General features: G+C 64.9%; 15 protein-coding genes and 1 riboswitch. Of the genes, 12 read left to right on the top strand and 3 right to left on the bottom strand.

What is annotated here, in order from left to right:
- The first annotated feature begins 90 nt into the window (after positions 1–90).
- The 5 genes from RAD10_RS12610 to RAD10_RS12590 all read left to right on the top strand — a co-directional run bounded on the left by RAD10_RS12610 (position 91) and on the right by RAD10_RS12590 (position 6,194).
- Entirely contained in the window at positions 91–1,194 is a 1,104-nt protein-coding gene (locus RAD10_RS12610) for an ABC transporter ATP-binding protein (RefSeq protein ID WP_461617724.1), read from the top strand.
- Positions 1,195–1,242: 48 nt separating this feature from the next.
- The gene (locus tag RAD10_RS12605) at positions 1,243–2,301 is read left to right on the top strand and encodes an ABC transporter substrate-binding protein (protein ID WP_461617896.1); all 1,059 of its coding nucleotides are present in this window, start codon (positions 1,243–1,245) and stop codon (positions 2,299–2,301) included.
- A 226-nt stretch (positions 2,302–2,527) separates the two neighbouring features.
- Positions 2,528–3,790, top strand: coding sequence for an ABC transporter permease (locus RAD10_RS12600; protein WP_461617723.1), 1,263 nt, complete (start codon positions 2,528–2,530; stop codon positions 3,788–3,790).
- Positions 3,787–4,614 carry an ABC transporter permease gene (locus RAD10_RS12595; RefSeq protein WP_461617722.1) on the top strand — a complete coding sequence of 276 codons (828 nt, stop codon included), beginning with the start codon at positions 3,787–3,789 and terminating at the stop codon, positions 4,612–4,614. The genes RAD10_RS12600 and RAD10_RS12595 overlap by 4 nt, the downstream gene beginning before the upstream one ends.
- Before the next feature lie 368 nt (positions 4,615–4,982).
- Positions 4,983–6,194, top strand: coding sequence for an ABC transporter substrate-binding protein (locus tag RAD10_RS12590; RefSeq protein ID WP_461617721.1), 1,212 nt, complete (start codon positions 4,983–4,985; stop codon positions 6,192–6,194).
- Positions 6,195–6,343: 149 nt separating this feature from the next.
- Here the strand turns inward: RAD10_RS12590 and RAD10_RS12585 are convergent, their stop codons facing one another.
- The gene (locus tag RAD10_RS12585) at positions 6,344–6,874 is read right to left on the bottom strand and encodes a PRC-barrel domain-containing protein (protein WP_018318630.1); all 531 of its coding nucleotides are present in this window, start codon (positions 6,872–6,874) and stop codon (positions 6,344–6,346) included.
- A gap of 231 nt (positions 6,875–7,105) precedes the next feature.
- Positions 7,106–7,678 (bottom strand): hypothetical protein, encoded by a 573-nt coding sequence (locus tag RAD10_RS12580; RefSeq protein ID WP_461617720.1) that lies wholly within the window; start codon positions 7,676–7,678, stop codon positions 7,106–7,108.
- Positions 7,679–7,858: 180 nt separating this feature from the next.
- Between RAD10_RS12580 and RAD10_RS12575 the strand changes: the two genes are divergently transcribed.
- Together RAD10_RS12575 and RAD10_RS12570 are read left to right on the top strand one after the other, a co-directional pair.
- The gene (locus RAD10_RS12575; RefSeq protein WP_461617719.1) at positions 7,859–8,644 is read left to right on the top strand and encodes a response regulator; all 786 of its coding nucleotides are present in this window, start codon (positions 7,859–7,861) and stop codon (positions 8,642–8,644) included.
- Between the two features lie 14 nt (positions 8,645–8,658).
- Positions 8,659–9,981, top strand: coding sequence for an ATP-binding protein (locus RAD10_RS12570; RefSeq protein WP_461617718.1), 1,323 nt, complete (start codon positions 8,659–8,661; stop codon positions 9,979–9,981).
- Position 9,982: 1 nt separating this feature from the next.
- Here RAD10_RS12570 and RAD10_RS12565 read toward each other — a convergent pair whose 3' ends face one another.
- Positions 9,983–10,198, bottom strand: coding sequence for a hypothetical protein (locus RAD10_RS12565; protein ID WP_461617717.1), 216 nt, complete (start codon positions 10,196–10,198; stop codon positions 9,983–9,985).
- A 243-nt stretch (positions 10,199–10,441) separates the two neighbouring features.
- On the opposite strand from RAD10_RS12565, the gene RAD10_RS12560 reads away from it, so the two are divergent.
- The 5 genes from RAD10_RS12560 to RAD10_RS12540 all read left to right on the top strand — a co-directional run bounded on the left by RAD10_RS12560 (position 10,442) and on the right by RAD10_RS12540 (position 14,078).
- The gene (locus tag RAD10_RS12560) at positions 10,442–10,999 is read left to right on the top strand and encodes a transglycosylase SLT domain-containing protein (RefSeq protein ID WP_461617716.1); all 558 of its coding nucleotides are present in this window, start codon (positions 10,442–10,444) and stop codon (positions 10,997–10,999) included.
- A 178-nt stretch (positions 11,000–11,177) separates the two neighbouring features.
- Positions 11,178–11,306, top strand: a riboswitch (TPP riboswitch).
- Positions 11,294–12,304 (top strand): FAD-dependent oxidoreductase, encoded by a 1,011-nt coding sequence (locus tag RAD10_RS12555; RefSeq protein ID WP_461617715.1) that lies wholly within the window; start codon positions 11,294–11,296, stop codon positions 12,302–12,304. (Overlaps the previous riboswitch by 13 nt.)
- On the top strand, positions 12,295–12,492 hold the full coding sequence (gene thiS / locus RAD10_RS12550; protein ID WP_104465665.1) for a sulfur carrier protein ThiS: 198 nt from the start codon (positions 12,295–12,297) through the stop codon (positions 12,490–12,492). The genes RAD10_RS12555 and thiS overlap by 10 nt, the downstream gene beginning before the upstream one ends.
- Before the next feature lie 208 nt (positions 12,493–12,700).
- Positions 12,701–13,483, top strand: a complete 783-nt coding sequence (locus RAD10_RS12545) for a thiazole synthase (RefSeq protein ID WP_461617714.1) — start codon at positions 12,701–12,703, stop codon at positions 13,481–13,483.
- On the top strand, positions 13,470–14,078 hold the full coding sequence (locus RAD10_RS12540; RefSeq protein WP_461617713.1) for a thiamine phosphate synthase: 609 nt from the start codon (positions 13,470–13,472) through the stop codon (positions 14,076–14,078). Before RAD10_RS12545 ends, RAD10_RS12540 begins: the two co-directional genes overlap by 14 nt.
- The last annotated feature ends 126 nt before the right edge of the window (positions 14,079–14,204 follow it).

The following is a 14,204-nucleotide window of genomic DNA, read 5'->3' as shown; positions in this document are numbered from 1 at the left end:
GCTGGCATTCTGATCGGAGGGTGCTAAGCTGTTCCTCGCAGCCTCGAATGAGGTGCTGACAGCACTGTAGTGAGTAACGCGAGGGACAAGATGGAAGCCGGCATGGTCACGCCTGCGCCGGCACTGGTGCGCTTTTCCGGCATTCAGAAGACCTATGATGGCGAGCATCTCGTGGTGAAGAACCTCGATCTCGACATCAGGAAGGGCGAGTTCATCACCCTGCTCGGCCCGTCGGGCTCGGGCAAGACGACCACGCTGATGATGCTGGCCGGCTTCGAGGTTCCGACCCATGGCGAGATCTACCTCGCTGGCCGGCCGATCAAGAACATGCCGCCGCACAAGCGCGACATCGGCATGGTGTTCCAGAACTATGCCTTGTTTCCTCACCTGACGATCGCGGAGAATATTGCCTTCCCGCTATCCGTTCGCAAGACGAACAAGGCGGACGTGCAGGAACGCGTTGGATCGGCGTTACGCATGATCAAGATGGAAAACCTGGCGCACCGGCGGCCCGGACAGCTGTCCGGCGGCCAGCAGCAGCGCGTGGCATTGGCCCGTGCGCTGGTCTTCAATCCGCAGCTCGTGCTGATGGACGAGCCGCTAGGGGCGCTGGACAAGCGCCTGCGGGAGCAGATGCAGCTTGAGATCAAGCAACTGCACGAGACGATGGGCATTACCGTCGTCTACGTCACCCACGATCAGAGTGAAGCGCTCACCATGTCGGACCGCATCGCGGTGTTCAACGACGGCATCGTGCAGCAGATCGACCGGCCCGACGCGCTGTACGAGCACCCGGTGAACAGCTTCGTCGCGCATTTCATCGGTGAGAACAATGTGCTGGCCGGCACCGTCGAGACGATCGACAAGGACTATTGTCGCGTCGCGCTGGCTGGCGGCGGCACTGTCACCGCACGGGCGGCCAATATACCCGGCACGGGCGCATCGACCTCGCTGTCGGTGCGGCCGGAGCGGATCACCATTATCCCGGACGGCACCTCCGGACCGAACCGGCTGCCGGCCAAGGTGCAGAACACCATCTATCTCGGCGACCACGCGCTGGCCGTGCTCGATGTCTCAGGGAATGCCGAGTTCATGGTCAAGCTTCAGCCCGGCGCACATGACAGCCTGACACATGGTGCAAACGTGTTCGTCACCTTTCGCCCCGAGGACTGCCTCGCCCTCGATCCCATCTGATCCAGCGATCGAACTCAACGCAACGCACATGAAGAAGGAACCATGACCATGCTGAAGCGCAAGATTGGCAAGATTGCTCTGGGTTTCGCCGCGGCCTTCACCGCCAGCGCCGCGCTGGCCACGGTCGGGCAGGCGCGTGACCTCACCGTCGTGTCGTGGGGCGGCGCGTATCAGGATGCCCAGAAGAAGGCCTATTTCGAGCCGTTCAAGAAGGCGGCCGGAATTGCCATGAACGATGAATCCTGGGACGGCGGCGTCGGCGTGCTGCGCGCCAAGGTGCAGGGCGGCGCCGCCACCTGGGACGTCGTCCAGGTCGAGAGCGACGAGCTCGCGGTCGGCTGCGAGGAAGGCCTGTTCGAGAAGATGGACTATTCCAAGATCGGCGGCGAGGCCGCCTATATCCCGCCATCCGTCAATCCCTGCGGCGTCGGCGCCATCCTCTATGACTTTGTTCTCGGCTATGACAAGGACAAGCTGAAGGAAGCGCCCAAGGGCTGGGCCGACTTCTTCGACACCAATAAGATTCCGGGCAAGCGCGCCTTGCGTCAGGGCCCGAAGACCACGCTGGAGATCGCGCTGATGGCCGACGGCGTCGCGCCGAAGGACGTCTACAAGGTGCTGGCGACCGACGAGGGCGTCGAGCGCGCATTCAAGAAGCTCGACACCATCAAGGGCGACATCGTCTGGTGGAAGGCCGGCGCCCAGCCGCCGCAACTGCTCGCCTCCGGCGAAGTCGCGATGACCTCGGTGTATAATGGCCGCATCGACACCGCGAACAAGAACGAGAAGAAGAACTTCGGCATGGTCTGGGACGGCGCGCTGTTCACCCTCGACAGCTGGGTCATCCTGAAGGGCAGCCCGAACAAGGACGCCGCCTACAAGTTCCTGGACTTCGCAGGCAAGGCGGAGAACCAGTCGAAACTGTCGGAGAATATCTCCTACGGCACCTCGAACAAGGACGCAGCCGGACGGCTCGCGCCGGCCGTTCTGAAGGACCTGCCGACGGCGCCTGAGAACATCACGAACGCGGTCGAGATCAACGTCGGCTTCTGGCTCGAGAACATCGATCGCCTGACCGAGCGCTTCAACAAATGGGCCGCGAAATAGCGCACGACCGACGGGCGCGCGGAGCAGGTAAAGGGTGTGCGGCGGATAACTCGCCCGCGGCGCATCCTTCGAGACGCCCGCCTCGGCGGGCCCTCAGGATGAGGTCTGAGTCTGTGGCAGCGACTTTTCAGGCACCGATGTCGATGAGCCTCATCCTGAGGAGACTGCGAAGCGGTCGTCTCGAAGGACGAGGCGCTTGCTCAGGCCCCTCCAAGAGGCTCGCGGCATGACAGCAGCGTCCGCAATCGGCGCCGATCCCCCGTCCGAGGTGCCGCTCAAGCGCCGATTGAGGCGCGCAGAGCGGACACGCCAGATCAAGGCATTGGCGCTGGTCGGACCGCTTCTCGTCTTCCTGCTGTTCACCTTCGCAGGGCCGATCGCCGGCATGTTGTGGCGCTCCGTCGATGACAGGGAGGTGCGTCAGGTTCTGCCTCACACCGTCGCGGCTCTCGCCGACTGGGACGGCAAGGACCTGCCGGACGAAAAGGCGTACGCTGCGCTCGCAAGCGACATCGTGGCGGCGCGCGCCTCCGGCACCATTGCGATTGCGGCCAAGCGGCTGAACTACGCACTCAACGGTTTTCGCACGATCCTGACCAGCACGGCACGCAATCTGAAGACGATGCCGGAGCTCGGCACGGCCAAGGAGACGCTGGGCAAGATCAATCCGGCCTGGCGCGAACGCGCCACCTGGACGACGATCAGGGATGCCAGTGGCCCGGTCACGGGCTTCTACCTTCTGGCGGCGCTCGACCTTGTCAGGAACGTTGACGGCGCGATCGTTGCGGCCCCGCCGGATCAGGCCGTCTACCGCAGCCTGTTCACCCGCACCTTCATCATCAGCCTCAGCGTCACCGCGCTCTGCCTGATCCTCGGCTTCCCGGTCGCCTACCTCCTGGCGACGCTGCCGCCGGGACGATCGAACCTGCTGATGATCTTCGTCCTGCTGCCGTTCTGGACGTCGCTGCTGGTCCGCACCTGCGCCTGGATCGTGCTGTTGCAGAGCAAGGGCGTCGTGAACGACAGCCTGCACTGGCTCGGCATCATCGACGAGCCGTTGCGCCTGATCTACAACCGCTTCGGCGTCTGCGTGGCGATGACCCACGTTCTCCTGCCCTTCATGATCCTGCCGCTCTACAGCAGCATGAAGGCGATCTCGCCGGCTTACATGCGTGCCGCGGCCTCGCTCGGCGCGCCACCGGTCACCGCCTTCCTGCGTATCTACCTGCCGCAGACCCTGCCCGGCATCGGCGCGGGAAGCCTGCTCGTCTTCATCCTGGCGCTCGGCTACTACATCACACCTGCGCTCGTCGGCGGCGCCGCCGATCAAATGATCAGCTACTTCATCGCGCTCTACACCACCGAAACCGCCAATTGGGGCCTTGCTTCTGCGCTCGGTGCGGTGCTGCTGCTCGCCACCCTTCTGCTGGCACTGGTCTACGGCAAGCTGGTGCAGGGACAGCAGGTCACAGGAGGCATGAAGAATTGAGCGACAATGCTTCCCTCCGCACGCCGAGCCAGCGCATTGCGTGGACCGCAACCATCATTGTCTCCACGCTGGTGTTCATCTTCCTGATCGCGCCGATCCTGGCGATCATGCCGCTGTCCTTCAGCTCGGGCTCATATCTCACCTATCCGCTGCCGGGCCTGTCGTTGCGCTGGTACGACGACTTCATCAATTCGCCGCGCTGGATGAATTCGCTGAAGAACAGCATGATCATTGGCGTTGCCTCGACGCTGCTGTCCATGGTGCTCGGCACGTTGGCGGCGCTCGGCCTGGCGCAGTGGAAGAGCCGGTTCAAGCCGCTCGTGCTGGCCTTCGTGCTGTCGCCGGTCGTCGTTCCCGGCGTCATCACCGCGGTCGGCCTGTATTTCTTCTTCGCCCCGATCGGACTGACCGGCAGTTATCTCGGCTTGATCCTGGCCCACACTGCGCTGGCGACGCCCTTCGTGGTGATCACGGTCGGTGCGACGCTGCAGAGCTTCGACACCAATCTTTCGCGCGCCGCCGCCTCACTCGGCGCCTCGCCGCTTGAGGCGTTCCGCCGCGTGATCCTGCCGCTGATCCTGCCCGGCCTCGCCTCGGGCGCACTGTTCGCCTTCGCGACCAGCTTCGACGAGGTCGTGATCGTGCTGTTCATGGCAGGTCCCGAGCAGCGCACCCTGCCGCGCGAAATGTTCAGCGGCATCCGCGAGAACATCAGCCCGACCATCACGGCAGCGGCGGTCATTTTGACGACGGTCTCCGTGATCCTCCTCGCCACCCTCGAAGGCCTGCGCCGCCGCAATGAACGGCTCAAGGGTGGCGGCTGAGCTCTTTCTTCCCTCTCCACGATTGCAAGATGAGGGGAAGTCTTCGCAAGGACGACGGCAGTATCGTAGGGTGGGCAAAGCGACTTGTCCGCCGTAGCTCGAAGAGCGAAGGCGGAAGCGTGCCCACCATGTCCCTCGATCATGCTGAGATGGTGGGCACGGCGCAAGTGCGCCTTTGCCCACCCTACGATCCTGAGCTCGCTGATCCTGCTGAGCCTCATCAGCTACGGGGAGAGGCGAAGGGAACACCGCCCGCCCCTTCTCTTTTTGCATTCCGCTATGGCGCGCATCGCTTAGCTGCCGCGGCCGATTGTCGTTAGAACAGTCCCCGCAACAAAGCCCGAACAACAACACACAGGGAGAACAACATGCAAAAACTCATCGCCGCCGTCGCGGCCGGTCTCGCCCTCGCCGCAACACCCGGCACGGCGCAGGCGCAGATTTCCGACGACATCGTCAAGATCGGTGTGCTCACGGACATGTCGAGCCTCTATGCCGACGCCACCGGCAAGGGCTCGCTCGCCGCCGTCGAGATGGCGGTCGCCGATTACGGCGCCAAGGTCGCCGGCAAGCCGGTCGCCGTGGTCGCGGCCGATCACCAGAACAAGCCCGACGTCGGCGTCAACATCGCCCGCAACTGGTACGACAACGACAAGGTCGACGCGATCTTCGACGTGCCGACGTCATCGGTGGCGTTGCCGGTCTCGGCCCTGACGCGCGAGAAGAACAAGATCAACATCAATTCCGGCGGCGGCTCGTCCGACATCACCGGCACCGCCTGCTCGCCCAACACCGTGCACTGGACCTACGACACCTATGCGCTATCAAACGTCGCCGGCAAGGCGATGGTCAAGCGCGGCGAGGATAGCTGGTTCTTCGTCACCGCCGACTACGCCTTCGGCATGGCGCTGCAGCGCGACGCCGCCAACGTCGTCAAGGAGAGCGGCGGCAAGGTGCTCGGCGAGGTCCGCCATCCGCTCAATTCGTCGGACTTCTCCTCCTTCCTGCTCCAGGCCCAGGCCTCCAAGGCCAAGGTGGTCGCATTGGCCAATGCCGGCGGCGACACCACCAACGCACTGAAGCAGGCGTCCGAGTTCGGCCTGACCCAGGGCGGCCAGAAGATGATCGCGCTCCTGCAGGAGATTACCGACACGCATTCGCTCGGCATCAAGGCAACCCAAGGCCTGATCGTCACCGACGCCTTCTACTGGGACATGAACGAGGAGACCCGCGCCTTCTCCAAGCGCTTCAACGAGAAGGTCGGCCACATGCCGACCATGATCCAGGCCGGCCTCTATTCGGCGACCATGCACTATCTGAAGGCGATCGACGCCATCAAGAGCGACGAGGCGCCGAAGGTGATGGAGCAGATGCGCAAGACGCCGGTCAACGACTTCTTCGCCAGGAACGGCAAGATCCGCATCGACGGCCGCATGGTCCACGACATGTATCTGTTCGAAGTCAAGAAGCCCGAGGAATCCAAGGGCGAATGGGACCTCTACAAGCTGATCGCCACCGTGCCCGGCGACGAGGCCTTCCGCCCGCTCGACAAGGGCGGCTGCCCGCTGGTGACGCACTGAGCGAGCATTCACCGTCATTGCGAGCGGAGCGAAGCAATCCAGAACCTCTCCGTCGCAAGAGCTCCTCGCAAATGACGGTACCCGAGAAGACACGACAGCGCGCCCGGCGAAACCAGGCGCGCTTCGTTTAGGCAATTACGCGGGCTGCATTACTCCGCGTACTTGAACTCCGGCATGTTCTTCAGCTCGTCCTTGCTGGCATTGAACACGGCATGGTCCGGATACCACTTCGAGGTGGACGACGTCGTGGTCGCAGCCGGCCTGTCGGTGCCGGTCGCAGCGCCTGTCGTGGTGGATGCGGCGGGCTTGGCGCCCGGGTTCGTGCCGGTGCCGGTATAGGCGACGGCCTCATTGACGAACTTCAATTTCTCATAGGGCACAGCGACCAGATGCTCGCCCATGCCGAGGAAGCCGCCGACGCCGATCACGGCAATCTTGACGTTGCCGCTCTTGTCCATCAGCAGCTCGTTGATCGAGCCGATGTTCTCGTTGGCCTCGTTATAGACCTTCAGGCCCGACATCTTCGACGTACGCCACTCGCCGGAAGCGGTCGTGGTGGCCGTCGTCGCGGTTGCCGCGGTCGGCGCCTTGTCGGTGGTGGCGGTCGGCGATTGCGCGAACGCAACGGTCGCAAGCAGTGCGGTGCCGGCGAGGCCGGCGGCGATGGATTTCGTCAGCATGTTGTCCTCTCCTTCACAGAAAAAACTCGTGTAGAGAAAACAGCGCTGATCACACGCAGTTCCGTGCGCGCCGCAATTTCGTCGCGCTATGCGCGAGCGCGAAAATCTCGCAGGGACTGTTCCTGCGTCACCCAGGAACATTTTGCGGCGCACGGTTCCCCGCCGACGATCATGCGCCCTGGGTGAAGCACGATCGTGGCGAGGACCCGCGCCGACCCGCGTCGCTCAGGGTCAGCTCTTGTAGTCGATCAGAAGCGCGGAGAAGTCGGAATTGCCGGACGAGCCGCCGTTGGCGCCGTAGGACGAGCTCGATGATTGCGACTGTTGCAGCGCCTGCAGGAACTGCTGGAGGATCTCGGCGGTGGTCTGGTCGCTGGACGTACTGCTGGTCGAGCCCGTGGACGACGCCGAATCCGAAGAGCTGTCGTCCGGCGGCGGACCGGGCGGAGGTCCGCCTGCACCACCGGCGCCGCCCGCCCCGCCGGGCCCGTTCGCGAAGGCGGACTGAAACACGTTCTTCAGCTCCTCGGCCTGGTCCGAGGTCAGCGTCCCGTTCGACACCTCGTTCGAGATGAGGTCGTCGATCTTCGACTGCATCTCGTCCTTGGAGGGGCGCGTGCCGCTAGACTGGTCGCTCGACCGGCTCTGCTGGAGCGCTTTATCGATATCGGTCAGCGCGGTCGAAAGCGCGGATTGATCCGACGACGAGATCGTGCCGGCGGACACTTCCGATTGCAATTCCTGCTGCAGCCGCTGCAGCGGCGACTGGTGGTTGTTGGCGGAGGCCGCCGAAATCGAGGTCATGATGGCTCCGTGGATTTTGCGGGGTTTCGTCGCGGACCACGCCACGCTATGGTTAACGGCCTTAACGAGACCTTGCCCTTTCGCGACGGCGCGATTGCCGCCTGTTGCGGGAAGCCCGGCAGAAACAATCCGAAACAAAAATCTTCGCCATTTGGCCCGAATCCTGGACAAACAAAGCGCATGGCCATTTCCAATCCCAACATCCTGGTCGTCGAAGACGACCGCGAAACCCGGACGTTGATTGCGAAGTACCTGCGCAACAACGCCTGCAACGTCACCGCCGTGAGCGACGGCCGCGAGATGTCGCGCGCCATGGCCGATCACCGCGTCGACCTCATCATCCTCGATGTCATGCTGCCGGGCGAGGACGGCCTCAGCCTGTGCCGCAAGGTGCGTGCCGAGGCGCAGACGCCGATCATCATGCTGACCGCGCGCGGCGAGGATGTCGACCGCATCGTCGGCCTCGAGATGGGCGCGGACGACTATCTGCCGAAACCGTTCAACCCGCGCGAGCTGCTCGCCCGCATCAACGCGGTGCTGCGCCGCCAGGCCGCGGCTCAAGCGGCGAGCTCGATCGAAGGCGCGAGCACGCTCACCTTCGAGGGCTGGCACATCGACCTGCGGCTGCGCGAGCTGCGCAATCCGGAAGGCGCGCGCGTCGCGGTGACCAGCGCCGAGTTCGATCTCCTGCGCACGTTCTGCGAACGGCCCGGCCGCGTGCTGTCACGCGACAGCCTGCTCGACCTTACGCAGGGCCGCAACACCGGATCGTTCGAACGGTCCATCGATGTGCTGGTGAGCCGCATCCGCCGCAAGATCGAGCCCAATCCGGCCGATCCCACCCTCATCAAGACGGTGCGCTCCGGCGGCTATCTGTTCACGCCGCGAACGCAGGTCGCAGGCCCTCAAGCAGCAAGCCCTCAAGCAGCGAGCACTGAAGCGGTTGCGGCGCCCCTGAGCAGTTGAAGCGGACGCCGACGATGAAGCCATTCGGGTTCTTCCACCTCAAGGGCATCGGCGGGCAGATCGCCGCGCTGGTGCTGGCTTCGACCGTCGCGCTCCATCTCGTCGTCACCACCGCCTTCCTGATCAGCCGGCCCGACCGCCCCGACACGCCGCCGGACGGCGCGCATCAGCTGACCGATGCCGCGCTGCTGCTCGGCTCGGCCGAGGCCAGCGAGCGTCCGCGCCTCGTCGCCAATCTCGCGCGCGCCTTCCCCAAGCTCGGCATCGAAATGCTAGCACCCGGCACCGCGAGGATCGAGGAGAGCGACAATCAGCACCTGCGCGGGATACGCCGTCATCTCGGACGCGGCTACCGGGCGGTCCAGCTGACCTCGGACGGCACAGCATCCCGCGTCGGCGTCGAGTTGCCCGACGGCACCATGATCGTCGGACATGTCGATGGCGGCCCGCGACCGTGGTTCTGGGGCGCCCCCTGGCTGACGGCGCTGATGACCGCCTTCATCTGCGTCAGCGTGCTCGGCCTGTGGGCGGCGCGCGCGCTGGCAGCACCGCTATCGTCCTTCGCCAAGGCCGCCGAGAATTTCAGCCTCGACGGTGAAGCAGAGCCCCTTCCGGAGCGCGGCCCGGAAGAGATCCGCTCGGTCGCGCGCGCGCTCAACCGCATGCATGAGCGGATCGCCCGTCTGATGTCGGATCGCACCAGGATGCTCGCCGCGATCAGCCACGATCTGCGCACGCCGATCACGCGGCTGCGCCTGCGCGCCGAATTCATCGAAGACGAGGGCAACCGCAAGCGCATGCTGATGGACCTCGACCAGATGCGCGCGATGCTGGAATCGGTGCTGTCGCTGCTGCGCAACGACCGCAAGGTCGAGGCGGTTACGCTGGTCGACATCGCCAGCACGCTGCAGCTCGTCGCCGACCAGTTCAGCGATATGGGCCATGTCGTGCATTATGACGGGCCGGCGTCCGCGACCGCCGCCGCACGACCCGACGATCTGCATCGCGGCGTCACCAACCTGGTCGAGAATGCCGTGCGCTTCGGCGCCGAGGTGACGATCCGCCTCGACATCTCGGGCACCACGCTCGTCATCGACGTCGAGGACGACGGCCCCGGCATTTCGGATGCGCGCAAGCAGGAGATGCTCGAGCCGTTCGTGCGCGGCGACGATGCGCGCACCATGGATGAATCCACCGGCTTCGGGCTCGGCCTGTCGATCGCGCGCGCCATCGCCCTCGCCCATGGCGGCGAGCTGTCGCTGCACGACCGCGCGCCACATGGACTAATCGTACGGATGCAATTGCCGCTCTGGCAGCAGCCGCGGCTCGCCGCCTGACTCAAGCCGCGAGCGGCGGATGCTCGATGGCGGTCTCGTCGAAGATGGCCACGGCCTCGAAACGATAATTGCAGGCGTGGCAATTCCAGAGATAGGAGACGCGCCCCTCGCCCGGCTCGATCCAGTCAGGCTGCGGGATCGGCGTGCCGCATTGGGCACAGGGGTTCTGTCTGGGGATGTTGCCGGCATACAGCCTGGCCATGTTTGAATTTGTCATGGCACCTCTCCCGATTTGCAGCGTCTTCTTACTCGCTTTCGCTGGCACGCGCGAATAGACAGGCGTGCTGCCGCGAGCGGGGGTCGTCCGCCCCCGAAACTCTCTTGCGCCAGCTTTGAGACGTAACAGCGGCTCGGCACTGCAAAATCGGGCGATGGCGGCGTTTGGTCACATCATCGCCGCGTTCGGAAGGCCTAACGACGACTGGGCGCAGGTCACTCTAGGGGACCTCAGGGATATCTGATGAAAATTTTACGCATTGCCGCGCTGCTCGCGGCCGGATTGACATTGCCGCAGGCCGCATTTGCCGGCGAAGCCGAATATGCCGAGATGGTCGCGGCCCATGCCCGCGCCAACGGCGTGCCGGAAGCGCTGGTGCATCGCGTGATCATGCGCGAGAGCCGCTACCAGCCGCACCTCGTCGGCCGTGGCGGCACCATCGGGCTGATGCAGATCAAGCTCGCGACCGCGCGCGGGGTCGGCTACACGGGCGATGCCGCCGGCCTGCGCGATCCCAACACCAACCTCACCTATGCCGTGAAATACCTCGCGGGCGCCTATCGCGCCGCCAATGGCGACCATGCCCGGGCCGTGCGTTATTTCGCCGGCGGCTATTACTACGCCGCCAAGCGCCAGCGGCAGGAGACCGTGCAAATCGCCAATATGGGCGATACCAATATGAGCAATATGGGCCAACCCTGGCTCGAGCCGAACGGCAATCCGCAGCCGATGTTCGGCACTGCGCCGCATAAGAAGCTGGCCCAGCGCGTTCGCAACGCTCGGGCGCAGGCGCTGAAATAACTCCCGTGTCCCGAACGCGCTGCGACGCGAAGCGTTGCTGCGCAGAGCCGGGACCCAGCATCCCTGCATCAGCATGGGCCCCGGCTCAGCAGCGCACCACTGCGCGATGCGCTGCGTCCGGGGCACGAGGGTTCCCGTCAACACGCGTTGACCACCCCGCCCCACTGTCCTACATTAGAGCCGTTCCGAGGGGTGCTCCGAGGAGGAGCTGAGATACCGCTAAATGGGCAATACCGCCCAGGACCGCGGTGACCCTTTGAACCTGATCCGGGTCATGCCGGCGAAGGGACAGGGATGTTGCACACGACCAAGCGATCGGATTCACCGGTATCCATCATCGGCGCAGGCATCGCGGGGGCGTGGCAAGCCTTGCTGTTTGCGCAGGCCGGCCATGCCGTGACCTTGCACGAGCGCGGTGACGAGGCGATGACGGACGCCACCAGCCATTGGGCCGGTGGCATGCTCGCACCCTATTGCGAGGCCGAGGTCGCCGAACCCATCATCAGTCGCCTCGGGCTGCGCTCGCTCGACCTCTGGCGGCGCGAGCTGCCCGATACGCCGTTCAACGGCTCGCTGGTCGTCGCCCATCCGCGCGAACGCAACGATTTCGAGCGTTTTGCGCGCATGACCGAGGACCACCGCCGGCTCGATGCCTCGGGCCTCGCCGCGCTCGAACCGTCGCTGGAGGGCCGCTTCCGCGACGCGCTGTTCTTCCCGGCCGAGGGTCATGTCGAGCCGCGCCGCGTGCTGCCGCAGTTGCACGATCGCATCCGCGCCGCCGGCGGCACCATCAAGTTCTCAAGCGACGTCGCAGCCGGAGATCTCGACGGCATCGTGATCGACTGCCGCGGCCTTGGCGCCCGCGACGAGCAGAGCGAGCTTCGCGGCGTCAAGGGCGAGATGATCCTGATCGAGACCAGCGAAGTGCAGCTCGCGCGCCCGGTACGGCTGATGCATCCGCGCTGGCCGCTTTACGTGATCCCGCGCGAGGACAATCTGTTCATGCTGGGCGCGACCTCGATCGAGGCCGAGGACACCGGCGTCAGCGTCCGCTCCGCGCTGGAGCTGCTGGGCGCCGCCTACGCCGTGCACCCCGCGTTCGGCGAGGCCCGCATCGTCGAATTCGGCTCGGGGCTTCGTCCCGCCTATCCCGACAATCTGCCGCGCATCGGCATTCGCGGCCGCAGGATCAGCGTCAACGGCCTCTATCGTCACGGCTTCCTGATCGCGCCGGCGCTCGCCGAGCTGACGCTTGCCTATGTCGAGCGCGGCCAGATCGACAACGAGGTGATGCAATGCGTTTGATCGTCAACGGCGAGCAGCGCGAGGTGAGTTCGGGAAGCGTCGATGCGCTGCTCGCGGAGCTCGACTACGAGGGCACGCATTTCGCGATCGCGCTGAACTACGACGTCGTGCCGAAGAGCCGCTGGGCCGAGACGGCACTGAAGGCCGGCGACGAGATCGAGATCATCACGCCGCGGCAGGGAGGGTGAGGGAGATGCTCTCGCCAAACACTCTACTGTCATCACTGTCATCGCCCGGCGAAAGCGCGGAGCGCGTCTTAGAAAGCAAGACCGAGCGATCCAGTACGCCGCGACTTTATGGTTCCAGCCGCACCGCCGCGGCGTACTGGATCCCCGCCTTCGCGGGGATGACAGCTACATCTGGGCTGACAACGTCATTCAAGGAGACACCTTCCACATGGTGACCTTCTACGGCAAATCCTTCGCCTCCCGCCTGCTGATCGGCAGCGCGCTCTACCCCTCGCCTGCGATCATGCAGTCCGCGATCCGCGCCTCCGGCTCGAACATTGTCACAGTGTCGCTGCGGCGCGAATCCGCCGGCGGCAAGACTGGGGACGCGTTCTGGAATCTGATCCGCGAGCTCGACGTCACCGTGCTGCCGAACACCGCCGGCTGCCGCAGCGTGCGCGAGGCCGTAACCACGGCAAAGCTCGCCCGTGAATTGTTCGGCACGAGCTGGATCAAGCTCGAGGTCATCGCCGACAACGACACGCTGCAGCCCGATGTCGTGGGCCTCTTCGAAGCCGCCACCATCCTGATCAAGGACGGCTTTGAAGTGTTCCCCTATTGCACCGAGGATCTCTCGGTCGCGAATCGCCTGGTCGACGCCGGCTGCAAGGTGGTGATGCCGTGGGCAGCTCCGATCGGCAGCGCGAAGGGCATCACCAATCGCGACGCCTTGAGGCTGATGCGCGAGCGCCTGCCCGACATCACGCTGGTGGTCGACGCCGGCTTGGGCGCTCCCAGCCACGCCGCGCAGGCGCTGGAGCTCGGCTATGACGCCGTGCTGCTCAACACCGCGATCGCCAAAGCCGCCGACCCCGTCGCGATGGCGAACGCCTTCCGTCTCGGCTGTGATGCCGGCCGCACCGCTTACGAGGCCGGGCTGATGAACGCGCGCGACTTCGCTTCCCCCTCCACCCCTGTCGTTGGGACTCCGTTCTGGCATGCCGTATCCTGATCGATTTTATCCCGTCGTCGACAGCCTCAAATGGGTCGAGCGGCTGACAAAGCTCGGCGTCGGCACCATCCAGCTGCGCGCGAAAGAGCTCAACGACGCCGACGCGCTGCAGATCGTCACCGACGCGCTGGCAATCACCAAGGACACGCAAGCCAGGCTGGTCGTGAACGACTATTGGCGCGCCGCCGTCGTCGCCGGCGCGAAATATCTGCATCTCGGCCAGGAGGACCTTGCCGAAGCCGACCTCAAGTCCATCCGCGAGGCCGGCCTCTCGCTCGGCGTCTCCACCCATGACGATGCCGAGCTCGAAACCGCACTCGCGGCAAAGCCCGACTACGTCGCGCTCGGCCCGATCTTCTTCACCACGCTCAAATCGATGCGCTTCGAGCCGCAGGGCATTCCGAAGATCACCGAATGGAAGAAGCGCATCGGCAACATCCCGCTTGTCGCAATCGGCGGCATCAAGTTCGAGCAAGCCGCGGAGATCTTTGCGGCGGGCGCGGATTCGATCGCGGTGGTGTCTGACGTCACGCAAAACGCCGACCCCGATGCCCGCGTGCGCCAGTGGCTCGGCCTGTCCACGGAGGCTGCGTGATGTGCGCTCCGCTCTCATCCTACACTCAGCTGTCATCGCCCGGCTTGACCGGGCGATCCAGTACGCCGCGGCTTCTCGGTTCTAGCCGCTCCGCCTCTGGAATACTGGCTCCCCGCTCCCGTGCGC

This window comes from Bradyrhizobium sp. 23AC, from assembly GCF_054863025.1.
Note: the sequence above shows the minus strand (reverse complement) of the source record. Positions and strands in the feature narration are given on the sequence as shown.